Here is a 21,939-nt window from a genome sequence, read left to right on the forward strand (position 1 = left end):
GGGCCAGGTGAGGGCGGAGCCGACCGGGGCCGGGGGTGGGGCCGGGACCGGGGCCTACGGCAGTTGGCCCTCGCCCATCGACGCCGCGCTCGCCGCGTCGCTCGACGGCCGGCCCGAGTACGTGGGCACGGTCGGCGCCGAGGTGTGGTGGACCGAGCCCCGGCCCAGGGAGGGCGGCCGCCGCACCCTGGTACGCCGGCCCGCGGACGGCGGACCCGAGGCCGCGGCACTGCCCGCGCCGTGGAACGTACGCAGCCGGGTCACGGAGTACGGCGGACAGCCCTGGGCGGGCGTCGAACGCCCCGCGGGCGGGCCCCTGTTGGTCTTCGTCCACTTCGCCGACCAGCGGCTGTACGCGTACGAACCCGACGCGCCCGGCGCCCCGGACGGATCACGCCCGCGCCCCCTCACGCCGGTCTCCCCGATCGGTGGCGGGCTGCGCTGGGCCGACCCGGTGCTGCGCGGCGGCGAGGTCTGGTGCGTGCTGGAGGAGTTCAGCGGGCCCGCGCCGACCGACGTGCGCCGCGTGCTGGCCGCCGTACCCCTGGACGGATCGGCCGCCGAGGACCGGTCCCTCGTACGGGAGTTGACCGACGACCGGTACCGGTTCACCACCGGGCCCCGGCTGTCCCCGGACGGGCTCAGCGCGGCCTGGCTGGTCTGGGACCACCCCCGGATGCCGTGGGACGGCACCGAGTTGAGGGTCGCCGAGGTCACGCCGGACGGCCGGCTCGCGCAGGCCCGTACCGTGCTCGGCGGCCCGGACGAGGCCGTGGCCCAGGTGGAGTGGACCCCCGGCGGCACCCTCCTCGCGGTGAGCGACCGCGGCGGCTGGTGGAACCCGTACCGGGTGGATCCCGCGTCGGGAGAGGCCGTCAACCTGTGCCCGAGGGAAGAGGAGTTCGGCGGCCCGCTGTGGAAGCCCGGGCTGCGGTGGCTCGCCCCGCTGCCAGGGGATGCCTCCCAGGCCGAAGGCTCGGGGGGAGGGCTCGTCGCCGTCCTGCACGGGCAGGGCTCCTGCGTGCTCGGCGTACTCGACCCGGAGAGCGGTGACCTGGTGGACGCGGCCGGGCCGTGGACGGCCTGGCAGCCCACCCTCGCCGTCAGCGGCAGCAGGGTCTACGGGGTCGCCGCGAGCCCCCGCAGCGCGTACGAGGTGGTGGAGCTGGACACCGCCACCGGCCATGCCCGGGTGATCGGCTCGGCGGGAGTGGACCCCGTGGACCCGGCGTACTACCCGGAGCCGCAGAGCCGGACCTTCCTCGGCCCCGCCGACCGGGAGATCCACGCGCACGTCTACCCGCCGCACCACCCGGCCCGCCGGGCCCCCGCCGACGAGCTGCCCCCGTACGTGGTGTGGGCGCACGGCGGCCCCACCGACCACGTGCCGCCCGTACTGGACCTGCACATCGCTTACTTCACCTCGCGCGGCATCGGTGTGGTCGAGGTGAACTACGGCGGTTCAACCGGCTACGGACGCGCCTACCGGGAACGGCTGCGCGAGCAGTGGGGCGTGGTCGACGTCGAGGACTGCGCGGCCGTCGCCCGGGCCCTGGCCGCCGAGGGCACCGCCGACCCCGCCCGGCTCGCCATCCGGGGCGCCAGCGCGGGGGGTTGGACGGCGGCGGCCTCACTGGCCGCCACCGACCTGTACGCCTGCGCGGCGATCATCTACCCGGTGCTGGACCTGCTCGGCTTCGCCGAGGAGACCCACGACCTGGAGTCCCGCTACATCGACGGCCTGGCCGGGCCGCCACAGGCGCTGGCGAGGCGCTGCCGCGAGCGCTCGCCGGTGGCCCGCGCGGACCGGATCACGGCCCCGTTCGTGCTGCTCCAGGGCCTGGACGACCCGGTCTGCCCGCCGGCCCAGGCGGAGCGCCTCTTGGCCGCCCTGCGCGGCCGCCCGGTGCCGCACGCGTACGTCGCCTTCGAGGGTGAGGGTCACGGTTTCAGGCGGGCGGAGACGATGGTCCGGGCGCTGGAGGCCGAACTGTCGCTGTACGCCCAGGTGTTCGGGATCGAGCGGACGGACATCCCGCGGCTGGAGCTGCGCGCCTGACGGCCGGGACGCGCGTCAGGCCGTGTGCAGCCAGACGCGGAGCGGGCCGACCGGGGTGAACCCGGCGCGGACGGCGGCGTCCAGGTCGGCTCCGTGTTCGTACCCGACGACGTCCAGGTCCGGCCAGCGGGCGGCGATCCGGGCCAGGACGCCCGCCCAGGCGGCGTCGGTGTCGGCCTCGTCCCGGGTGAACAGGTTGGACACGCCCACCACACCACCGCCGGTGCTCGCGACGGCGCCCGCGACGATCCGGCCCCCGGCGCGGCCCGCCAGGAAGACGATGCCCTCGCCGAGCAGATGCGGGCGGAAGAGCCCGGTGCTCTCCTCGCCGTCCCAGGCGGCCTCCCAGGCCTCCAGTTCCTCGGCGTCCCCGGCCTCGGACCACTCCAGGCGCGAGTCCGCCGCGCCCGCGGCCCCGGCCGGACGGTGGATCCACTGCGCCTCGAAGAGCACTTCGAAGCCGGCCGGGCCCAGGTCGAGCGTGGCGAAGCTGTCCTTCACCGAGCAGCCGGGCGCGCCGGTGTCGATCGCGGCCGCGATCGCGTCCGCCGAGGCCTGCGGGGTGAGGGAGACGGCATCGGGGTACATCGGCGGGGTGCGCAGCGTACTGGTCCACGCGTCCGGAGCGAAGTCGGGCCGCAGTCCGTGGCCGCGGCAGACCGCGTCGCACCAGTCGGCGTTGTTGCGCGCCGCCGCGAGCAGGAGTCCAGGGGTGTCGTGGGTGATGATCACACCGGGATCCTGCCACGGCGCTGGTGCTGTGGGCGGAAAGGTTTGCCGGGGCGCGGTGTCCGGTGCGGTGCATCGCAAGGCGGAGGACCGCGTCTCGTACTGGACGTACTTGCGCGGTCCGACAACGCGGCGAGGTGTCGTGCCGGGCGCCGCGACGCGGTGAACCTTTCCGGTCACGGCGCTAGCCTGGGCGGATGACCTTTTCCACCTACCTCGTCGAGGGGGAGCGGGTCGGCCTGCGCCCCTACCGGCTCGCCGACGGAGCCGAGTTCACCGCCCGCGTGCGCGAGAGCCGCGAGCTGCACCGGCCGTGGCTGTTCCCGCCCGCGACCGTCGAGGAGTACGAGGCGTACGCGGCCCGGCTGATCGACGGCGACGGCGGCCGGGCCGGGTTCCTCGTCTGCGAGCGGGAGACCGGGGCCATCGCCGGCTTCGTCAACATCAACAACATCGTGCGCGGCGCCTTCCGGTGCGGTGCGCTCGGCTACGGGGCCTTCGCACACGCCGCCGGCCGGGGGCTGCTGGGCGAGGCGCTGGACCTGGTCCTCGCCCACGCCTTCGGCGCCCTCGGGCTGCACCGCCTGGAGGCGAACGTCCAGCCGGGCAACACCTCCTCGATCGCCCTGGTCAGGGGGCGCGGCTTCCGGCTGGAGGGGTTCTCCCCGGACTTCCTGCACGTCGACGGCGCCTGGCGGGACCACGAGCGCTGGGCCCTCACGGCCTCTGTGCCGTCATGACGCAAATGCGGCGCCCGTGGCACGCACATCGCCCAGGATGAGGGCATGAGAAGCCTCGTACTCCTCGACGCCCCGTCCAACCTCGGCCTGCGGCCGCCCGCCCCCGGCGCCGTGCCCGGCGTGTACAAGCTGGCCGGCGCCCTGCGCGAACAGGGCCTGCTGGCCCGGCTCGGTGCGCGCGAGGGCGGTGTCGTCGTCCCGCCGCGCTACGACCGCGGCGACTGGCAGGAGGGCGACGGGGTCTTCCACGCCGGCGTGCTCGCCGCGTACACGGTCGCCCTCGCCGACCGGATCGAGCAGCACCTGCGGGCCGGCGAGTTCCCCGTCGTACTGGGCGGGGACTGCTCGATCCAGCTCGGCGCGGCCCTCGCCATGCGGCGGCTCGGGCGGTACGGCCTGGCCGCGATCGACGGCTCCGCCGACTTCCGCCACCCCGGGAACACCGAGGTGAACGGGCCCGTGGGCGCGGCCGGCGGCGAGGAGCTCGCCCTGTCCACCGGGCGCGGCCAGGCCGACCTCGCCGACCTGGAGGGGCTCCGGCCGTACCTGCGGGACGAGGACGTGCGGCTCTTCGGACTGCGGGACGGGGACCCGGACCTCAAGGAGCTGCGCGCGGCCGGGTTCTTCGCCGCCACGGTCGGCGCGATCCGGGACCGCGGCGCCGGGCCGGTGGCGCGCACGGCCCTGGAGGGGCTGCACCCGCCGGTGACCTCCGGGTTCTGGGTCCACCTGGACGCGGACGTGCTGGACCCGAGCGTGATGCCGGCCGTGGACAGCCCGGACCCCGGTGGGCTGATCCCGGACGAACTCGCCGAGCTGCTGGGGGTGTTGGTGCGCTCCCCGCGTTGCGTGGGGCTCAACGTCACCATCTACGATCCGGACCTGGACCCGGACGGGCGGGCGGGGGCGCTCCTCGCGGACCTGGTGGCGGGGGCGTTCACGTAGGGCCGTGAGCCGCGGGGTCGGAGCCTGCGCCGGAGCTGGGGTCGGGGCTCGCCGTGCTGGTCATGTCCGCCATGATGAAGCGTCTTTGCGTAATCCTGACCGGTGGTGATCCGCGAAACCCCTGTGCACCGGCCGCCGCTGCGTGTTCCATGCCCTCATGGCCACCACCGTCCGACGTGCCCTGCTGACCCTTCCCGCGGCCCCGTTGGGGCACGAGAACCCGCTGCCGGCCCTGCGTGCGCCCGACGGGGTGCACGTACTGGACGAGCGGTCGCGCGACGGACTGCCGCGCGACATGGCGCGCCAAATCGGGTACGAGCCATTGCGCTCGGTACTGCCCGTCCGGGTCCTGGACGGTTACCAACGGCAGCGGCAGGAGCAGGAGTTCGAATCAATCGTCATTGAGAACGAGCACCTGCGGGTCACCGTGCTGCCGTGCCTCGGCGGCCGGATCCACTCGCTCGTCCACCTGCCGACCGGGCGTGAACTGCTGTACCGCAACCCGGTGTTCCAGCCCGCCAACTTCGCGCTCAACGGCGCCTGGTTCTCCGGCGGCATCGAGTGGAACATCGGCGCGACCGGGCACACCACCCTCTCCTGCGCCCCCGTGCACGCCGCGCTCGTCCCGGCGCCCGACGGGGGCGTAATGGTACGGCTGTGGGAGTGGGAGCGGCTGCGCGACCTGCCGTTCCAGGTGGACCTGTGGCTGCCGGAGGACTCGGAGTTCCTGTACGTCGGCGTCCGCGTGCGCAATCCGCACGAACGCCCGGCGCCCGTGTACTGGTGGTCCAACATCGCCGTACCGCAAGACGAGGGCACCCGGGTGCTGGCCCCGGCCGAGGAGGCCTGGCACTTCGGGTACGAGCGCTCGCTGCGGCGCATCCCCGTACCGCGGTGGGAGGGCGCGGACCGCACGTACCCGGTGCGCAGCGAGTACCCGGCCGACTTCTTCTACGAGGTCCGGGACGGGGAGCGGCCCTGGATCGCCTCGCTGGACGCCGGGGGCCGCGGTCTCGTGCAGACCTCGACGGCGCGGCTGCGCGGGCGCAAGCTCTTCGTGTGGGGTGCGGGCGGGGGCGGGCGGCGCTGGCAGGAGTGGCTGACGCAGCCGGGTACGGGCGGCTACGCGGAGATCCAGGCGGGGCTGGCCCGGACCCAGCTGGAGCACGTACGGCTGGAAGCCGGGGCGGAGTTCAGCTGGCTGGAGGCGTACGGGGCGCTGTCGGCCGACGCATCGGCGGTGCACGGAGACGACTGGGCGGCGGCGCGCGCCTCGGCGGAGGCGGCGCTTGCGGCGGCCCTGCCGCGGGAGCGGGTCGAGGCGGCGTACGAGGCGTGGCGCGCCGGCGCCGACACCGAACCGGGGGAGAGGCTGGCGGCCGGCTCGGGGTGGGGTGCGCTGGAGGTGCTCTGCGGGGGCTTCGAACTGCCGGGCACGCCCTTCCCCGAGTCCTCGCTCGGCGAGGCGCAGGCCCCGTGGCTGGAGCTGTGGCGCACCGGCGTCTTCCCCGCCCCGCGGCGGGTGGCGCCGCCGGGACCGAGCCTGGTGGCCCCGCACTGGCGGGACATGCTGGAGACCGCCCCGGCGGACCCGCTGACCGAGTACCACCTCGGTGTCGCGCAGTGGCACGCCGGTGATGTGGCGCAGGCGGTACGGAGCTGGGAGCGCGGGCTGGCGCTGGCCCCGTCGCGGTGGCCGCTGCTGAGGTGCATGGCGGTGGCGGACGCGCTGGCGGGTGACCGGGCGCGGGCGGCGGCCTCGTACGCCGAGGCGTTCGACGACCTCGCGCAGGAGAGCCGGGGCAGCGCGGAGTGGCTGGCCGCCGAGTCCGCACTGGGGCGGGAGGCGATGGCGGCGCTGCTGGCGGCCGGCCGTCTGGCGGCGGCGCGGTCCGTCTGGGACCGGCTCCGGCCCGTGCTGCGCGACCAGGGCCGTTTCCGGCTGCTGGCCGCCCGCCTGCTGGCGGCGGAGGGCCATGTGGTCGCGGCCCGCCGCGTCTTCGAAGACGGCTTCGAGCTCCCCGACCTCCGCGAGGGCGACGAAACCCTCTCCGAGGTCTGGTCCACCCTCACCGACCGCCCCCTCCCGCCCCACTACGACTTCCGCATGCGCCCGCCGGGTTAGGCCACCACAGGCGGCGGCCCCGGGTCATGCCCGGCAGAGGACCTCGCCGTTCAGGACCGAGAACCAGGCGTCGGGCTCCGCGCCCCAGGTGCGCCAGGCGGCGGCGATCCGGGCCAGCTCCGCGGCGGTCGCGTGGCCGCCCCGGGTGGTGATGTCCGCGTACGCGGAGGCCGTCGTACGGTCCGCCCACAGTGCGGACCACCACGCCGTCTCCTCGGCGGTGGCGTAGCACCAGGCCGTCGCCGAGGACGCGATGTCCGTGAAGCCCGCCGCCCTCGCCCAGGAGCGCAGGCGGCGCCCGGCGTCCGGTTCGCCGCCGTTCGCGCGGGCGACCCGCCGGTACAGGCTCTGCCAGTCCTCCAGCCCCGGGGTCGCCGGGTACCAGGTCATCGCCGCGTAGTCCGCGTCCCGCGCCGCGACGACCCCGCCCGGCCGGCACACCCGCCGCATCTCCCGCAGCGCCTGGACCGGGTCGCCGACGTGCTGCAGCACCTGGTGGGCGTGGACCACGTCGAAGGAGTCGTCGGAGAACTCCAGCGCGTGCACGTCCGCCGTGGCGAACGAGACGTTGCGCAGGCCGCGCTCCTCCACGTACGCGCCCGCCTGGGCCAGTACGTCCGCCGCCGCGTCCACCGCCGTGACCTGCCCGCCCGGTCCGACCAGCTCCGCCAGGTCCGCGGTGATCGTGCCCGGGCCGCAGCCCACGTCCAGGACGGACATGCCGGGCCGCAGCTCACCGATCAGGTAGGCGGCCGAGTTCGCGGCGGTGCGCCAGCGGTGCGAGCGCAGCACGGACTCGTGGTGGCCGTGCGTGTAGACGGCGGTCTCCTTCATGGCGTTCACGGCAGTGACTCCTCGTCGTCGAAGCGTTGACACCAACCTAGAGGATCAGTTCGGAGTATGAGATATGCGTTTTGGCATGTGGACAGCATGCTTGTGTACCAAGGGGGTTGGGCAGGTCAGTGGCAGGGCGCGGCAGGTGCGAGGACAGTGGGGCCAGGGGGCGAACCCCAGGGCGAAGGACGGTGGGACCCATGCCGGACACGCTGCTCGAACAGCACGCCGAGGCGCTGCGGCTCTTCGGCGGTTACGTGCGGGCCATCGCGGACGACCAGTGGGCCGCGCCGACCCCGTGCACGGAGTGGAACGTACGGGAGCTGGTCAACCACGTGACCGGCGAACAGCGCTGGATCCCGCCGCTGGTCACGGACGGCCGCACCGTCGAGGACGTCGGGGACGAGCTCTCCGGCGACCTGCTCGGCCCGGACCCCGTCGCCGCCTGGGACCGGGCCGCGGCCGACGCGCACGCGGCCTTCACCGCGTCCGGGGCGCTGGACCGCACCGTGCGCCTCTCGTACGGGCCCGCGCTCGGATCGGCGTACTGCTCGGAGTTGACCGCCGACTGCGTCGTGCACGCCTGGGACCTCGCCCGGGCCATCGGCGCCGACGACCGGCTGCCGGAGCCCCTGGTCGAGTTCTCGATCAAGGAGGTCATGCCGTACGCCGACGGGCTCGCCGCGAGCGGGGCGTACGCGCCGCCGGTGGAGATCCCGGCGGGGGCCGACGCCCAGACCCGGCTGCTCGCACTCGTCGGGAGGCGGGGCTGACCGTGCCGCCGCGCCCTCAACGGGCAAACCGGGACGAATACTCGTATAAAGGCAGGGTTGGCGGGAGTGGCAGCGGGAGCGAGGCCCGGAGCGGGGCGGAAAGAGGTGGCGGGGAGTGGCGGGGATGCAGCGCACGACGGCCGAGGGCCGTGGTCCGGTCCGCTACGGTCCGCCCGCCCCCCAGCCCGGCCTGCCCGTGCTGCCCGAGCTCACCGCCGTGCTCGCCGCGGCAGCCGGACGCGCCGCCCCCGAGCCCGCGGGCGGCGGCGAGCCCGTACGCGAAGCGGCCTGCCGCCACTGGGGGCGCCGCGGACTGCCGACCGCGCCCGAGAACGTGGCCGCCGGACCCGGCGCCGCCGCCCTGCTGCTCGCGCTGATCGGGGCGTACGGCGGTGACGTGCTGCTGCCCCGGCCCTGTCCCGCCTGGTGGACCCCCCAGGTCCGGATACTGGGACGGCGGGCCTACCACGTGCCCACCCCGGCCGAGTGCGGCGGCGTACCCGACCCGTACGCCCTGCTGGAGACCGTACGGCGGGTGCGCGCCGAGGGCGGCGACCCGCGCATCCTGCTGCTCTCCGTCGCCGACGACCCGACCGCCACCGTGCCGCCGCCCGAACTGCTGCGGGAGGCCTGCGAGGCCGCCGCCGACGCCGGGCTGTTCGTCGTCAGCGACGAGAGCTGGCGCGACACCGTGCACCGCCCGCACGACACCCTCGTGCTCTCTCCCGCCGAGATGCTGCCCGACCGGGCCGCCGTGCTCGTCGACCTGTCCGGCGCGCTGCTGCCCGCCGGCTGGCCCGCCGCCGTGATCCGCTTCCCCGACACCGCGCGCGGCACCTGGCTGCGCGCCCGCACCCTCGACGTCCTGACCGCCACCGGGGCGCTGGTCGCGGGGCCCGTCGCCGGGGCCGCCGCATACGCCCTCGACGAGCCCGACGCGATCGCCGCACGCGCCTACGCGGCCGCCGCCCTGCACGGCGCCGTGGCCGCCGCCGCCCACCGGGAACTGCTGGCCGTCGGGGCGCTCGCCCGGCCCCCGCAGGCCGGACGGCACCTCTACGCCGACCTCACCCCGCTGCGCGCGGGCCTCGCCCGCCGCGGGGTCGGCGACGCGATGGAGCTGGAGGACTGGCTCGGCGGCCGGCTCGGGGCGCCCACCCCCGGCGGCCAGCGGTTCGCCGACGAACCGGTCGCCCTGCGCGTGCGGTTGTCGACCGGACCGCTGCTCGGCGCCACCCCCCAGGAGCGGCTGACCGCGCTCACCGCGCGCGACCCGCTGGCGCTCCCGCACGTACGGCGCTCCCTGGACCACCTCGGCGCGGTCCTCGCCGAACTCACCTGACGGGAACCCACCCTGGACGCAGACCGCCCGCTCGGGGAACACCGGGTGTGGCCGCGCTCGTCCGCGGACCGGCCGTACGAACCGGCCGGATCGCCGTTGTGGTCGCCGGCCCGCACTGCCAGAGTCGAGGCATGGACACGCAGCGCCTCGACCAGAACGACTACGAGTCGATCCACACCGCGGGCCGCGCCCTCGCGGCGCGGTACGGCGGCGTCCGCACGCTCAACGCCATGCTGGACAGGTGGCTCGCGCTCGTGGAGGACGTCGAGGACGGCGTCGAGGCCCACGCGGCATGGGAGTACCCTCACGACCTGCTGTGCCGGGACTGGCTGGCCGAGGCGTGGCCGATCCTGACCGACGTGGTACGGGAGTTCCGCGCAGGCGAGTTGGCAGCCCTGGACGCCCGGTACACCGCCGCGACGGTGGCGCTCGAAGGTGCTGGGCCGGCCGGGTCGCAGCCCGGGGGCGGCCGGTGGTGGCACCACCGTCGGCCGCGGCTGATCGAGGGGGCGCAGGACGGGGAGCTTCCCCCGGGTTGGTAGGCGCCTGCGGCGCTCGTGCCCGGCCCGCTACGGGAGATCCTCCCGGCGGGACGCGGGCTCGGTGCGCAGACGGCGGAGGAGGGAGGGGGTCGCGCTGATCAGGAGGGTCAGGGCCACCGCCAGGGCCACGCCCTTCCAGGGTTCCGAGAAGAGGGAGCCGCCGAGGATCCCGATCAGGCCGTACGTCGCCGCCCAGGCGAGGCAGGCCGGGGCGTCGCCGCGGGCGAAGCGGCGCAGCGGCAACTGCGCCAGCAGGCAGGCCAGCATCACCGGGATGCGGCCCGCCGGGACCAGGCGGGAGACCACCAGGACCAGCACCCCGTGCTCGTCCAGTCTCGTCTGCGCCTGCTCCAGCCGCTCCGGCGTGGCCCGGCCGCGCAGGGCCTCCAGCCAGCGCGAGCCGCCGCGGGAGCGCACCCCGCGCTGCCCCAGCCAGTACAGCGCGACGTCCCCGGTGAAGGCCGCCAGCGCCGCCACCCCGAACACCATCAGCAGCCCGAACGGCATCGACTGCTGATGGAACGCCACCACCGCCGCCGAACTGACCAGCGCCCCCGTCGGGATCACCGGCACCAGCGCGCCGAGCGCCACCAGCACGAACAGCGCCGGGTAGCCGACGGCCTGCCGGGTCGTCTCCGGCGGGACCTGACCGGCCGTCGCCGCGAGGTCGAGCAGGGTCACGGCAGCCGCACCCGCTCCCCGTGCGCGGGTACCCGTACGGTCACCTTCGGCGCCAGCTGCCCGGCAAGCCGTACGAACTCCTCGCCCGGCGCGTGGAATTCGTGCGGCCGCACCGCGTCCATCCCGATCGGCCAGTACGTCCCGTAGTGCACCGGCACCGCCGCGGCCGGGCCCAGCGCGGCCAGCGCCCGCGCCGCCCGCCCCGGGTCCAGGTGCCCCTGCCCCAGATACGGCCCCCAGCCGCCCACCGGCAGCAGCGCCACGTCCACCGGCCCGACCTCCCCGGCCATCGCGTCGAACAGCCCGGTGTCCCCGGCGAAGTACGTCCGCGCCTCGCCCTGCACCACGTAGCCGAGCGCCGGCGCCAGGTGCGGCCCGAAGGGCAGCCGCCGCCCGTCGTGCCGCGCGCTGACCGCCCGTACCCGCACGCCGCCCCGTACCGCGAACTCCTCGCCCGGCGCCACCTCCGTGACGGCGAAGGCGCGCCCCCGCGCGAGCCGAGCCAGCCCCGGCACGGCCCGGCACGCACCGCGCGGCACCACCAGCCGGGTCCCGGGCGCCAGCCGCGCCAGCGACGGCAGGTGCAGGTGGTCGGCGTGCAGGTGCGACACCAGCACCACGTCCGCCACGGCCGCCTGAGCGGGGGGCACCGCCCCGCGCCGCCGCCGCAGATGCGCCAGCCGCCGCGCGAACAGCGGGTCCGTCAACAGCCGCACCCCGGAGTCCTCGACCGTGCACGTGGCATGGCCCCACCAGGTCACCTCCACCGGCACCGGCCTCCCCTCCCTCTCGCGCGTCCCCGGACATCCCGGACCTCCCCGCACCTCCCGAGCCTAAAGGCTGCCCCTACCGTCCGCCTGGAACCGGAACCCGACGTCCCCTCCTCCCGGGCCGCGGATCGGAGTAGGGTCGGGCGACATGGATGAGCTGCGCGTGGCCGCGATCGCCAGCCTGGCCCCGCTCGAGGAACTCGACGCCGACCCCTTCGCCGTCGACACCCGGACCCAGTACGCCATGTGCGCCCGCTGGGCGGCCGACCGGGGCTACGTCGTGACGAGGCAACTGCTGATCTACGGGCTGCGCGCCGACCACTGCGGGCTCTGGTCCGACATCGACGCCGGACAGGTCGACCTGTTCGTCACCCCCAACCACCGCGTGCTGGCCCGCGCGCTGCGCTCCGTCGAGGAGTTCACCGCGGAGTGCGAGCGGCGCGGCGTACGGCTGGAGACGGCCGGGCTCGACGAGCCGCAGTACACCTCCGCGATGAAGGCCGAGGTGCACCGCAGGCTCTCCATGCCGACCGCGGGCTACGACGGCACCTAGTGCTGGAACCGCCGTGCGCGCGCACGCACGTACGCACCCCTCTCGCCCGGCCCGCCGTGCCCGGCTGTGCGAGCCTGGGAGGTGACGGGGACCCGCGTGCGGGGCGCGGACCACGGTGGTGAGGCGGGTACGGCGTGTTGCGAGGCGGCCGGTGGCGGAGCACGGGCAGCGCCCTGGTGCGGGTGATTCTGGTGTGGGCGGTGTCCACCCTCACCATGCTCGCCCTGGCGGGAATCCTGCCCGACTTCCGGCTGGAGTCCGCCGACGGCGACAGCATCACGCGGATCGGCCTGACCGCCGCCTGGGGCGCCGGCGCCTTCGGACTGCTGAGCGCGCTGGTCTGGCCGGTCCTCGTACGGGCCCTGCTGCTGGTGCCCGCCCTGGTGCTCGGGCTCCTCGTCTTCTTCCTCAACGGCTCGCTGCTGCTCCTGGCACTCAACCTGGTCCCGGCCGGCCGCGGCGAGGTGGCCCCCGAGACCGCCGTCGTGGTGGCCGCGGTGATGTCCGCCGTCGCCTCGGCGACCTCCACCGCGCTGGCCGTGCGCGACGACGAGGCCTACCGGCGCCGGCTCTACCGGCTCGCCGACCGGCGGCGGCGCCGACAGCGCCGCCAGGGCACCCGCGGCGCGGACGAGACCGCGCCCGGCCTGGTGATCATCCAGCTCGACGGCGTCGGCCACGAGGTGCTGCGCCGAGCCGCCGGCCGGGGCGTGATGCCGACGGTGGCCGACTGGCTGGCGCGCACCCACCGCGTCACCTCCTGGCGTACGGACTGGTCCAGCCAGACCGGCGCCAGCCAGCTCGGCATCCTGCACGGCTCGAACTTCGACGTCCCGGCCTTCCGCTGGTACGAGAAGGACACCGGCGAGGTGATGGTCTGCAACCGCCCCACCAATGCCGCCGACCTCCAGCGGCGGGCCGTCGCCCGCACCGGCAACGGCGGGCTGCTCACCCTCGACGGGGCCAGCCGCGGGAACCTCTTCAGCGGGGGCGCCGACCAACTGGCCCTCGTGCTCTCGGTCTCCGCCCGACGTGGCCGGGCCAACCGCTCCCGCGCGGGCTACTTCGCGTACTTCTCCGACCCGGCCAACGCGGTGCGCACCGCGCTCTCCTTCACCGCCGAAGTGGGGCGGGAGATCGGCCAGTCGGTGAGGTCCCGCCTGCGCGAGGACCGACCGCGGGTGTCGCGGGGCGGGCTCTACCCGATGATCCGGGCCTTCGCGACGGTGGTGGAGCGCGACGTCGTGGTGGCGGCGGTGATCGGCGACATGCTCGCCGGGCGCGCCGCCGTGTACGCGGACCTGGTCGCCTACGACGAGGTCGCCCACCACTCGGGCCCGCACGGCCGGGACACCGACCAGGTCCTCGCCCGCCTCGACCGGAGCCTCGCCCTGCTCGCGCGGGTCGCCGAGCACGCGCCGCGGGAGTACCGGATCGTGCTGCTCTCGGACCACGGCCAGAGCCCCGGCGAGACCTTCCTGGGGCGGTACGGGCTCACGCTGAAGGACCTGGTCCGGGCCGGCTGCGGGCTGCCGGTGTCCCGCCGGGCCGGGCGCACCCGCAGCGGGGCCGAGGCGCGCGCCGCCGTACGGGCCGCCCTGCACCGGCCGGTCGAGGAGGAGGGCGAGGAGGCCCACCCGGAGCCGGGCCCGGACCCGGTGGTGCTGGCCTCGGGCAACCTCGGGCTGATCTCCTTCCCCGACCTGCCGGGCCGGGCCTCGCGTGAGCGGATCGAGCGCGCGCACCCGGCCCTGCTGGCGACCCTGGCCAACCACCCGGGCATCGGTTTCCTGCTGGTGGACGGGGAGGTGCTGGGGCCGGACGGGGCCCGGGCGCGGCTGGACGTCCCGGGTGAGGCGGAGGCGGCGCTGGCGCGCTTCGGGCCGGGCGCCGCGCAGGCCGTCCGGCGGACCGACTCCTTCCCGCACGTGGCCGACATCATGGTGAACTCGGCGTACGACCCGGACACGGGCGCGGTGCACGCCTTCGAGGAGCAGATCGGCTCGCACGGGGGCCTCGGCGGGGAGCAGGGCCACGCGTTCCTGATGTGGCCGAGCGAGCTGTCGGAGCCCGGCCCGGAGCCCGGGGCCGAGCTGGTGGGCGCGGAGGCGGTGCACCGGGTGCTGCGGCGCTGGCTGCGGGAGGCGGACGGGCCCCAGGTGCCGGTCGGTCCCCGGTCCACTCCGGCGCGGGCGGAGAATCAGCGGCTGGAGGGGGTTTCGGACGGAATCTTTCCTTGTGTAGACGCCTCCGTACGGGACGAAACCCGCTGATTTGGCGGCGCCTTCGCGCTGGTCAACCATGTGTTGACCTGCCCAGCATGTGAGACACCCCCGAGGCGCACCACCGATGACCAGCACCACAGCACCGCCGCCCACCCAGTCTTCCGGGACCGAGACCGAGGCCGGGACCGAGGCCGGGACCGCCTCCGAGCCCCACCCGCAGGGCAGCCCGCACGCCCGCCGCTTCGGCCTCCCCGTCGCGACCTGCCTGGTCATGGGCAACATCATCGGCGGCGGCATCTTCCTGCTGCCCGCCTCGGTGGCACCCTTCGGCACCGTCAGCCTCGTCGCCTTCGGCGTGCTCACCCTCGGCGCCGTCGCCCTCGCCCTGGTCTTCGGGCGGCTCGCCGAACGCCACCCGCAGACCGGCGGCCCGTACGTCTACGCCCGCGCCGCCTTCGGCGACTTCGCGGGCTTCCTCGCGGCCTGGAGCTACTGGATCACCACCTGGGTCTCCAACGCGGCCCTCGCCGTCGCGTCCGTCGGCTACCTCGGCGTGCTCTTCCCGGCCGTGGGCGAGCACAAGTGGTCGATGTGCCTGGCCGCCCTCACCGTCCAGTGGCTGCCCGCGCTGGCCAACCTGGCCGGCACGCGCTACGTCGGCGCGGTGCAGGTGGTCGCCACCGTACTGAAGTTCGCTCCCCTGCTGCTGGTCGCCGTGGGCGGGCTGTTCTTCTTCGACCCGGCCAACCTCGGCCCCTTCCAGGCCACCGACCAGAGCGCGGTCGGCGCCGTCTCCGCCACCGCCGCGATCCTGCTCTTCAGCTACCTCGGCATCGAGTCGGCCGCCGTCAGCGCCGGCGAGGTCCGCGACCCGGCCCGCAACGTCGGCCGGGCCACCATCCTCGGCACCGTCGGCGCGGCCGCCGTCTACCTGCTGGGCACGCTCGCCGTCTTCGGCCTGGTCGCGCACGAGGAGCTGGTCTCCTCCACCGCTCCCTTCACCGACGCCGTCAACGCCATGTTCGGAGGGACCTGGGGCGGCACGCTCGTCGCCTGCGCTGCCGTGGTCTCGATGGTCGGCGCCCTCAACGGCTGGACCCTGCTCAGCGCGCAGACCCCGTACGCCGCCGCCAGGGACGGGCTGTTCCCCAAGGCCTTCGAGACGAAGAAGCGCGGTGTCCCGGTGGTCGGTGTCCTCGTCACCGTCGTGCTGGCCTCCGGCCTGACCCTCTACAACTACACGGCCGGCTCCGAGGGCGTCTTCGAGACCCTGGTCCTGGTCACCACCTTCACCGCGACCGTCCCGTATCTGCTCTCCACCGCCGCGCAGCTGTATTTCCTCGCCTCCGGCCAGTCGGAGCGGGTCCACCGCGGCCGGCTCGTCCGCGACTGCGTCCTCGCCTGCCTGGCCTTCGCCTTCTCGATGTGGCTGGTCGCCGGATCCGGCTACGCCGCCGTCTACCAGGGCGTCCTCTTCCTCTTCGCGGGCGTGCTCGTGTACGCGGTGATGTCGGCGAGGTCCGTCCGCAGGCGGCGCGCAGCCGTTTCACCCGCGGGGTAATTTGGAAGGAGAGGTCAGTCAGGGGGGCTCCAAGGGGTCGCCATGTCCGCGATCAGCAACAGCATCGACATCGACCGCAGACCCGAGGACGTCTTCGCCTACGTGACGGACCCCACGCACCTGCCGGAGTGGCAGGACAGCGCCGTGTCCGCGGTTCCCGTGGGCGACCTCCCGGTCCACGTGGGTTCGAGGGTCCTCGTCACCCGCCAGATCGGCAAGCGGACGATGCCCTCGACCGTGGAGTTCACGGAACTCGACCCGCCGCGGAGCTGGCACCTCCACGGCGTCGACGGGCCCGTCCGGCCGGACGTACGGGGCCGGATTGAACCCCTCGACAACGGGACCCGCTCGCGCGTCACGCTGTCCGTCGACTTCGAGGGCCACGGCATGGGCAGGGGCCTCGTCCCCCTGATGGTCAAGCCCATGGTCCGCAAGGAAATGCCCCGCAGCGAGGAGAAGCTGAAGCACCTGCTGGAGCACTCCGCGGCCTGAGCCGGCGGGAAAACCGGATGCTCCCGGAGACGTGGTGCGCCCACACTGGGCGCACCACATCCCGGACCCCGAAGGACATCCACACCCGTGCAGGCTGCCGTGACCGTCACTCCCGCCCAGATCCCCGAACTGCTCCTCGGCCTCGCCACCGTGCGGCCCGTGTTCCTCTGGGGGGCGCCCGGCATCGGCAAGTCCTCGCTCGTGCGGAAGTTCGCCGACTCCCTGGGCCTGGAGTGCGTCAGCCTCCTCGGTACGCAGCTCGCCCCCGAGGACCTGATCGGCGTACCGCAGATCCGTGACGGCCGCTCCGTCTTCTGCCCGCCCGAGGCCATCGCCCGCGACGAGCCGTACTGCCTCTTCCTCGACGAGCTCAACGCCGCGTCCCCGGACGTCCAGAAGGCCTTCTACTCGCTGATCCTCGACCGCCGGATCGGCTCCTACGAGCTGCCCGCGGGCTCCATCGTCATCGGCGCGGGCAACCGGGCCACCGACAACGCGCTGGCCCGGCCCATCGCCTCGGCCCTGGTCAACCGCCTCACCCACGTCCACCTCCAGGCCTCCGCGCGGGACTGGCTGATCTGGGCCGGCGAGAACGGCATCCACCCCTGGATCACCGACCACCTCACCGACCGCCCCGACCACCTGTGGTCGCAGCCGCCCAAGACCGAGGAGCCCTTCTCCACGCCGCGCTCCTGGCACATGCTCTCCGACGCCCTGCACTCCTTCGGGCCCGAGCTGGACGAGCAGACCCTGAAGGTCGTCGCGCACGGCACCCTCACCCCCGCGCACGCCGTCTCCTTCTGCGGCTACGCGAAGATCGTCCGCCACAGCTTCGGCATCGAGGCGATCATCAAGGGGGAGGCCTCCTGGCCCACCCGGCCCGCCGACCGCGACCTGCTGTACTACCTGGCCGATGCCTTCCGAGGCCGCCTGATCAAGGAACTCCCGGCGCAGCGCGAACACGTCTCGCCCGCCGTCCGGCAGACCGCCTACCGGGCCAAGTCCCTGCTCGTGCAGCTCGCCGAGATCTCCGTCGAGGTCGCCCAGACCGTCATCGCCGACGACGGCGACGGGCTGCCGGTGCTGCCCGGCTGGTTCCTGATCGAGGCCGCCCGCGACATGCCCCGCCTGGTCGAGGCCCGCCGGTGAGCAGCGGCGCCCCGCGCGGCAAGAACGGCAAGGAATCCAAGGCCGACCCCGCCACCCAGGCCTTCGCCGAGGGCCTGGCCCTGGTCAAACGGAACCCGGCCCTCGCCGCTGTCGAGGGGAACATCTGCCGCGAGGCCGGCTGCGCGGCCGCCCCCGCCGGGGGACTGGCCGTCGTGACCTCCAACGGCACGATCCACGCCCACCCCGCCCGACGGGCCGACCCCCGGGAGTGGGCCTGGACGATCGCCCACGCCCTGCTCCACCTCGGCTTCGGCCACGTCCCCGCCGGCAGGGACGAGGACCGTCCGCAGCCCGACCGCTTCGACCTCGCCGCCCGCTGCGCCGTCGTCAACCGCTTCCTGCTGACCTTCTCCGTCGGCCGGGCCCCCGACCACCTCCCCGCCCAGTACCCCGGCGGCGACGAGGAACTGCTCGCCGCCCGCTGGCGCCGCGACGGCATCCCGGCCGCCTACGAGCGCTGCGGCACCGCCGGGGACCACCCCGACCAGCTCCTGGTCACCTGGCCGGCCTGGGGCAACAGCGCCGTCCCCGACTGGGAGACCGCCTTCGCGCACGCCCTGACCCGCAGCGTCTCCGCCGCCATGGACGTCGCGGGCGGCCGCCGCGACCGGGTCACCGGAGAGCGCGTACGCCGGCACCCCTGGGACCGGGCGCTGAACTGGTTCGTCTCCTCGTACCCGCTGCTCGGTGGCCTCGCCGCCGGCCTGGAGATCGTCGCCGACGCCGAACTCGCCCGCACCCAGGGCATCGCCATCGCCGCCGTCAGCACGAGCGCCGGGGAGATCTACGTCAACCCGCTGCGCACCTTCACCGACGGCGAATGGCGGTTCATCCTCGCCCACGAAATGCTGCACGCCGCCCTGCGCCACGGCGAGCGCCGCGGCGCCCGCGACCCGTACCTGCACAACGTGGCCGCCGACTACGTGGTCAACGGCTGGCTCGTGGAGATGGACGTCGGCGAGATGCCCGAAGGGCTGCTCCACGACCCGGCGCTGAAGGACCTCTCGGTCGAGGAGGTCTACGACCGCATCACCACCGACCTGCGCCGGATGCGCCGCCTCGCGACCCTGCGCGGCAAAGGGCTCGGGGACATCCTGGGCGAGCCGCTGCCCCACCCGGGGAGCGGCCCGTACAGCGATCTGGACGGCTTCTACCGGCGCGCCCTGGTCCAGGGCTTCGACCTGCACGAGTACGGGGAACGCGGGCTGCTGCCCGCCGGGCTGATCCAGGAGATCCGGGCCTTGGCGCACCCGCCGGTGCCCTGGGACGCCCGCCTCGCCCGCTGGTTCGACGAGTACGTGCCGCGTCCCGTGGCCGTACGGTCCTACGCGCGCCCGGCACGCCGCCAGGCGTCCACCCCGGACATCCCCCGCGCGGGCCGGTACTTCCCGCCCGAGGAGATCGCCCGCTGCACCTTCGGGGTGGTGCTCGACACCTCGGGGTCCATGAACGCCGCCCTGCTCGGCAAGGCGCTGGGCGCGATCGCCTCGTACGCAGAGGCCCGCGACGTACCGGCGGCACGCGTCGTGTTCTGTGACGCGGCGCCGTACGACGCGGGCTATCTGCCGCCGAGCGAGATCGCGGGCCGGGTACGGGTGCGCGGTCGCGGCGGCACGGAACTGCAACCGGGCATCGACCTGCTCCAGCGGGCGGAGGACTTCCCGCCCGGGGCCCCGGTGCTGGTGATCACGGACGGGTGGTGCGACACCCTGCGGATCCGGCGCGAGCACGCCTATCTGGTTCCGCAGGGTGCTTCCCTGCCGTTCACGCCACGGGGGCCCGTCTTCCGACTGACCTGACGGTTTAGTCGAGGTAGTCGCGCAGCACCTGCGAACGCGACGGGTGGCGCAGCTTCGACATGGTCTTGGACTCGATCTGGCGGATGCGCTCACGGGTGACCCCGTACACGCGGCCGATCTCGTCCAGGGTCTTCGGCTGGCCGTCGTTGAGGCCGTAACGCATGGAGACCACGCCCGCCTCGCGCTCGGAGAGCGTGCCCAGGATCGACTGGAGCTGCTCCTGGAGGAAGGTGAAGGACACCGCGTCCGCCGGAACGACCGCCTCGGAGTCCTCGATGAGGTCACCGAACTCGCTGTCGCCCTCCTCACCCAGGGGGGTGTGCAGGGAGATCGGCTCGCGGCCGTACTTCTGGACCTCGATGACCTTCTCGGGGGTCATGTCGAGCTCCTTGCCCAGCTCCTCCGGAGTGGGCTCCCGGCCGAGGTCCTGGAGCATCTGGCGCTGGACACGGGCCAGCTTGTTGATGATCTCGACCATGTGGACGGGGATGCGGATGGTGCGCGACTGGTCCGCCATGGCACGCGTGATCGCCTGGCGGATCCACCAGGTCGCGTACGTGGAGAACTTGAAGCCCTTGGTGTAGTCGAACTTCTCCACGGCGCGGATCAGGCCGACGTTGCCCTCCTGGATCAGGTCCAGGAAGAGCATGCCGCGGCCGGTGTAGCGCTTGGCCAGGGAGACCACGAGGCGGAGGTTGGCCTCCAGCAGGTGGTTCTTGGCCCGGCGGCCGTCCTCGACGAGGATCTCCAGCTCGCGCTTGAAGGCGGGCTTGTGGTCCTCCTCCTCTTCGAGCTTGTACTCGGAGAAGAGACCCGCCTCGATGCGCTTGGCGAGCTCGACCTCCTGCTCGGCGTTGAGGAGCGGCACCTTGCCGATGAGCTTGAGGTAGTCCTTGACGGGGTCGGCGGTGGCGCCGGCGACCATGACCGTCTGTGCCGGGGCGTCGTCCTCGTCGTCGTCGGACAGGACGAAGCCCTGCGTGCCGCCGGGCTTGGGGGTCTCCTCCTCGGCGTCGTCGGCGAGGTCCTCGGCCGCCCAGTCCTCGCCTTCGGCCGCCGGGGTCTCGGCCTCGTCGCCGTCCTTGGCGCCGGTCTTCTTCGCCGCCGTCTTCTTGGTGGCGGTCTTCTTCGCGGCGGTCTTCTTGACCGTCCGCTTCTTCGGCTCGGCGACGGCCTCGGCCGTCGTCTCGTCCTCGGTGGCGGCGGCCGACGGAGCGGATATCGCCGCAGCGGTGGCAGGGGCCGGGCTGGTGGCCGAGGTCTTGCGCGCGCCGATGGGGCGCGGCGCGGCGGCAGCCTTCTTGGTGGCGGTGCGGGCCGGGGCAGCGGCCGCCTTGCGCGGCTTCTTGGCGGCAACCTTCGTGGCGGGCGCGGCGCTGACGTGCAGTGCGACACCCTCCTCGTCCAGGACCTGGTTCAGGCTGCGCAGGACCCGCTTCCACTGGTCCACCGGGATGCGGCCGGCCTCGAAGGCCTGGCGCACGTCGTCACCGTTGATGTGACCCTGCTCGCGGCCGCGCTCGACAAGCGCGACAAGGGCCTCGGATTCGGCGATCTCCGTGGGGAACGTACGGGACGGGCTGAGCGACACAAGGAGCCTCTCGTTGCGAACAGATAAGGGGTGGGCCGGACATCATCGCGCGAACTCGGGAAACAGACCCGAGGGGGGTCTGTATTCCGGGGCCGCGCGAGGACACCTGTCGGTTCATCGCATGCCCGAGTCGATTCGTTACGCGCTGAATTGAGTGACCTGCGCCACGCTGTGGCGGGGCAACCAATCCGGCGCGGTTCCGTCGGCCCCTTCCGTCAGCCCGTTTTGCGGGCCTCGATGAGGAAACGGGCGGTGTGCGCGACGAACGGGCCTTCGCGTTCGATCTGTTCGTGCAGCTCGCGCAACCGGTCCCGGTACTGCCCGACCGTGAAGCCGGGCACCATCCAGATCACCTTCCGGAGAAAGTAGATCACGGCTCCGATGTCGTGGAACTCCGTTCGCAGTCGTTCCGAGCGCAGAGCGACGACCTCGAGCCCGGCCTTCGTGGCGTCCGCCACGGCGTCGTCGGGGTGCCGGCCGCGGCGGATCTCCTCCGGCTGGGGCCCGAGGAAGTACTCGACCAGCTCGAAGACGCTCGCCGGACCGACCTGCTGGGACAGGTAGGTGCCGTCGGGCCGGAGCACCCGCGCGATCTCGTCCCACCAGATGGTCACCGGGTGCCTGCTGGTGACGAGCTCGAAGGCCTCGTCGCCGAACGGCAGCGGCGGCTCGTCGGCGTCCGCGACCACGACCGCGCCGAGCGGGTGCAGCAACCGGGTCGCCTTGGTGATGTTGGGCGGCCAGGACTCGGTGGCCGCCATCAGCGGGGGCAGCGGTCCGCAGCCGGCGAGGACCTCGCCGCCGCCGGTCTGGATGTCCAGTGCGGAGCCGACCCGGGCGAGCCGCTCGCCCAGCAGCCGCTGATAGCCCCAGGAGGGGCGCTGCTCGGTGGCGCGGCCGTCGAGCCAGGAGAAGTCCCAGCCGTCCACCGATACGGACTCGGCCTCGGCCACGAGATGGTCGAAAGTACGCGTCATGTGTAGATCGTCCCAGCTCTGGCCCCGGTCA

Annotated in this window: 19 protein-coding genes; 13 read left to right on the plus strand and 6 right to left on the minus strand. The window is 74.1% G+C overall.

From position 1 onward, the window contains the following. Positions 1-7: 7 nt before the first annotated feature. Entirely contained in the window at positions 8-2,059 is a 2,052-nt protein-coding gene (locus ACFWBF_RS13490) for a prolyl oligopeptidase family serine peptidase (protein ID WP_385599890.1), read from the plus strand. Between the two features lie 15 nt (positions 2,060-2,074). Here ACFWBF_RS13490 and ACFWBF_RS13495 read toward each other — a convergent pair whose 3' ends face one another. Further along, on the minus strand, positions 2,075-2,791 hold the full coding sequence (locus tag ACFWBF_RS13495; protein WP_385599893.1) for a hypothetical protein: 717 nt from the start codon (positions 2,789-2,791) through the stop codon (positions 2,075-2,077). Between the two features lie 194 nt (positions 2,792-2,985). Here ACFWBF_RS13495 and ACFWBF_RS13500 point away from each other — a divergent pair, with 194 nt between their 5' ends. The 3 genes from ACFWBF_RS13500 to ACFWBF_RS13510 all read left to right on the plus strand — a co-directional run bounded on the left by ACFWBF_RS13500 (position 2,986) and on the right by ACFWBF_RS13510 (position 6,598). Next, the gene (locus ACFWBF_RS13500) at positions 2,986-3,528 is read left to right on the plus strand and encodes a GNAT family N-acetyltransferase (protein WP_385599896.1); all 543 of its coding nucleotides are present in this window, start codon (positions 2,986-2,988) and stop codon (positions 3,526-3,528) included. Positions 3,529-3,573: 45 nt separating this feature from the next. Continuing rightward, positions 3,574-4,473 (plus strand): arginase family protein, encoded by a 900-nt coding sequence (locus ACFWBF_RS13505; RefSeq protein ID WP_385599899.1) that lies wholly within the window; start codon positions 3,574-3,576, stop codon positions 4,471-4,473. 157 nt (positions 4,474-4,630) lie between these two features. Then, positions 4,631-6,598 carry a DUF5107 domain-containing protein gene (locus tag ACFWBF_RS13510; protein WP_385599902.1) on the plus strand — a complete coding sequence of 656 codons (1,968 nt, stop codon included), beginning with the start codon at positions 4,631-4,633 and terminating at the stop codon, positions 6,596-6,598. 24 nt (positions 6,599-6,622) lie between these two features. Here ACFWBF_RS13510 and ACFWBF_RS13515 read toward each other — a convergent pair whose 3' ends face one another. Next, positions 6,623-7,432, minus strand: coding sequence for a methyltransferase domain-containing protein (locus tag ACFWBF_RS13515; RefSeq protein WP_385599961.1), 810 nt, complete (start codon positions 7,430-7,432; stop codon positions 6,623-6,625). A 200-nt stretch (positions 7,433-7,632) separates the two neighbouring features. Between ACFWBF_RS13515 and ACFWBF_RS13520 the strand changes: the two genes are divergently transcribed. The 3 genes from ACFWBF_RS13520 to ACFWBF_RS13530 all read left to right on the plus strand — a co-directional run bounded on the left by ACFWBF_RS13520 (position 7,633) and on the right by ACFWBF_RS13530 (position 10,089). Beyond that, a complete protein-coding gene (locus tag ACFWBF_RS13520; RefSeq protein WP_385599905.1) occupies positions 7,633-8,205 on the plus strand; it encodes a TIGR03086 family metal-binding protein in 573 nt (190 codons plus the stop codon). A 124-nt stretch (positions 8,206-8,329) separates the two neighbouring features. After that, positions 8,330-9,547, plus strand: coding sequence for an aminotransferase class I/II-fold pyridoxal phosphate-dependent enzyme (locus ACFWBF_RS13525; protein ID WP_385599907.1), 1,218 nt, complete (start codon positions 8,330-8,332; stop codon positions 9,545-9,547). A 131-nt stretch (positions 9,548-9,678) separates the two neighbouring features. After that, positions 9,679-10,089 (plus strand): hypothetical protein, encoded by a 411-nt coding sequence (locus tag ACFWBF_RS13530; RefSeq protein ID WP_385599910.1) that lies wholly within the window; start codon positions 9,679-9,681, stop codon positions 10,087-10,089. A 27-nt stretch (positions 10,090-10,116) separates the two neighbouring features. Here ACFWBF_RS13530 and ACFWBF_RS13535 read toward each other — a convergent pair whose 3' ends face one another. Further along, a complete protein-coding gene (locus tag ACFWBF_RS13535) occupies positions 10,117-10,764 on the minus strand; it encodes a DedA family protein (RefSeq protein ID WP_385599963.1) in 648 nt (215 codons plus the stop codon). A gap of 2 nt (positions 10,765-10,766) precedes the next feature. Next, on the minus strand, positions 10,767-11,543 hold the full coding sequence (locus ACFWBF_RS13540) for an MBL fold metallo-hydrolase (RefSeq protein ID WP_385599913.1): 777 nt from the start codon (positions 11,541-11,543) through the stop codon (positions 10,767-10,769). 145 nt (positions 11,544-11,688) lie between these two features. Here ACFWBF_RS13540 and ACFWBF_RS13545 point away from each other — a divergent pair, with 145 nt between their 5' ends. The 6 genes from ACFWBF_RS13545 (at position 11,689) to ACFWBF_RS13570 (ending at position 19,340) form a co-directional block, all read left to right on the plus strand. Continuing rightward, the gene (locus tag ACFWBF_RS13545; protein WP_385599916.1) at positions 11,689-12,093 is read left to right on the plus strand and encodes a hypothetical protein; all 405 of its coding nucleotides are present in this window, start codon (positions 11,689-11,691) and stop codon (positions 12,091-12,093) included. 137 nt (positions 12,094-12,230) lie between these two features. Further along, a complete protein-coding gene (locus ACFWBF_RS13550) occupies positions 12,231-14,366 on the plus strand; it encodes an alkaline phosphatase family protein (RefSeq protein ID WP_385599966.1) in 2,136 nt (711 codons plus the stop codon). A 76-nt stretch (positions 14,367-14,442) separates the two neighbouring features. Then, positions 14,443-15,879 carry an amino acid permease gene (locus tag ACFWBF_RS13555; RefSeq protein ID WP_385599919.1) on the plus strand — a complete coding sequence of 479 codons (1,437 nt, stop codon included), beginning with the start codon at positions 14,443-14,445 and terminating at the stop codon, positions 15,877-15,879. A gap of 42 nt (positions 15,880-15,921) precedes the next feature. Then, the gene (locus tag ACFWBF_RS13560) at positions 15,922-16,371 is read left to right on the plus strand and encodes an SRPBCC family protein (protein ID WP_385599922.1); all 450 of its coding nucleotides are present in this window, start codon (positions 15,922-15,924) and stop codon (positions 16,369-16,371) included. Positions 16,372-16,458: 87 nt separating this feature from the next. After that, a complete protein-coding gene (locus ACFWBF_RS13565) occupies positions 16,459-17,520 on the plus strand; it encodes an ATP-binding protein (protein ID WP_385599925.1) in 1,062 nt (353 codons plus the stop codon). Then, a complete protein-coding gene (locus ACFWBF_RS13570; RefSeq protein WP_385599928.1) occupies positions 17,517-19,340 on the plus strand; it encodes a hypothetical protein in 1,824 nt (607 codons plus the stop codon). The genes ACFWBF_RS13565 and ACFWBF_RS13570 overlap by 4 nt, the downstream gene beginning before the upstream one ends. A gap of 4 nt (positions 19,341-19,344) precedes the next feature. Here ACFWBF_RS13570 and ACFWBF_RS13575 read toward each other — a convergent pair whose 3' ends face one another. Next, on the minus strand, positions 19,345-20,931 hold the full coding sequence (locus ACFWBF_RS13575; RefSeq protein WP_385599930.1) for an RNA polymerase sigma factor: 1,587 nt from the start codon (positions 20,929-20,931) through the stop codon (positions 19,345-19,347). A gap of 215 nt (positions 20,932-21,146) precedes the next feature. Further along, positions 21,147-21,908, minus strand: coding sequence for a methyltransferase domain-containing protein (locus tag ACFWBF_RS13580; protein ID WP_385599933.1), 762 nt, complete (start codon positions 21,906-21,908; stop codon positions 21,147-21,149). Positions 21,909-21,939 lie beyond the last annotated feature (31 nt).

Source organism: Streptomyces sp. NPDC060028, from assembly GCF_042736725.1.
In the GTDB taxonomy this organism is placed as follows: Bacteria; Actinomycetota; Actinomycetes; order Streptomycetales; family Streptomycetaceae; genus Streptomyces.

Excerpts from the sequence above, each read along its gene's own strand:
- ACFWBF_RS13500 (WP_385599896.1), top strand. The coding sequence starts at position 2,986 with ATGACCTTTTCCACCTACCTCGTCGAGGGGGAGCGGGTCGGCCTGCGC.
- ACFWBF_RS13505 (WP_385599899.1), top strand. The coding sequence starts at position 3,574 with ATGAGAAGCCTCGTACTCCTCGACGCCCCGTCCAACCTCGGCCTGCGG.
- ACFWBF_RS13510 (WP_385599902.1), top strand. The coding sequence starts at position 4,631 with ATGGCCACCACCGTCCGACGTGCCCTGCTGACCCTTCCCGCGGCCCCG.
- ACFWBF_RS13515 (WP_385599961.1), bottom strand. The coding sequence starts at position 7,432 with ATGAAGGAGACCGCCGTCTACACGCACGGCCACCACGAGTCCGTGCTG.
- ACFWBF_RS13520 (WP_385599905.1), top strand. The coding sequence starts at position 7,633 with ATGCCGGACACGCTGCTCGAACAGCACGCCGAGGCGCTGCGGCTCTTC.
- ACFWBF_RS13525 (WP_385599907.1), top strand. The coding sequence starts at position 8,330 with ATGCAGCGCACGACGGCCGAGGGCCGTGGTCCGGTCCGCTACGGTCCG.
- ACFWBF_RS13530 (WP_385599910.1), top strand. The coding sequence starts at position 9,679 with ATGGACACGCAGCGCCTCGACCAGAACGACTACGAGTCGATCCACACC.
- ACFWBF_RS13545 (WP_385599916.1), top strand. The coding sequence starts at position 11,689 with ATGGATGAGCTGCGCGTGGCCGCGATCGCCAGCCTGGCCCCGCTCGAG.
- ACFWBF_RS13555 (WP_385599919.1), top strand. The coding sequence starts at position 14,443 with ATGACCAGCACCACAGCACCGCCGCCCACCCAGTCTTCCGGGACCGAG.
- ACFWBF_RS13560 (WP_385599922.1), top strand. The coding sequence starts at position 15,922 with ATGTCCGCGATCAGCAACAGCATCGACATCGACCGCAGACCCGAGGAC.
- ACFWBF_RS13580 (WP_385599933.1), bottom strand. The coding sequence starts at position 21,908 with ATGACGCGTACTTTCGACCATCTCGTGGCCGAGGCCGAGTCCGTATCG.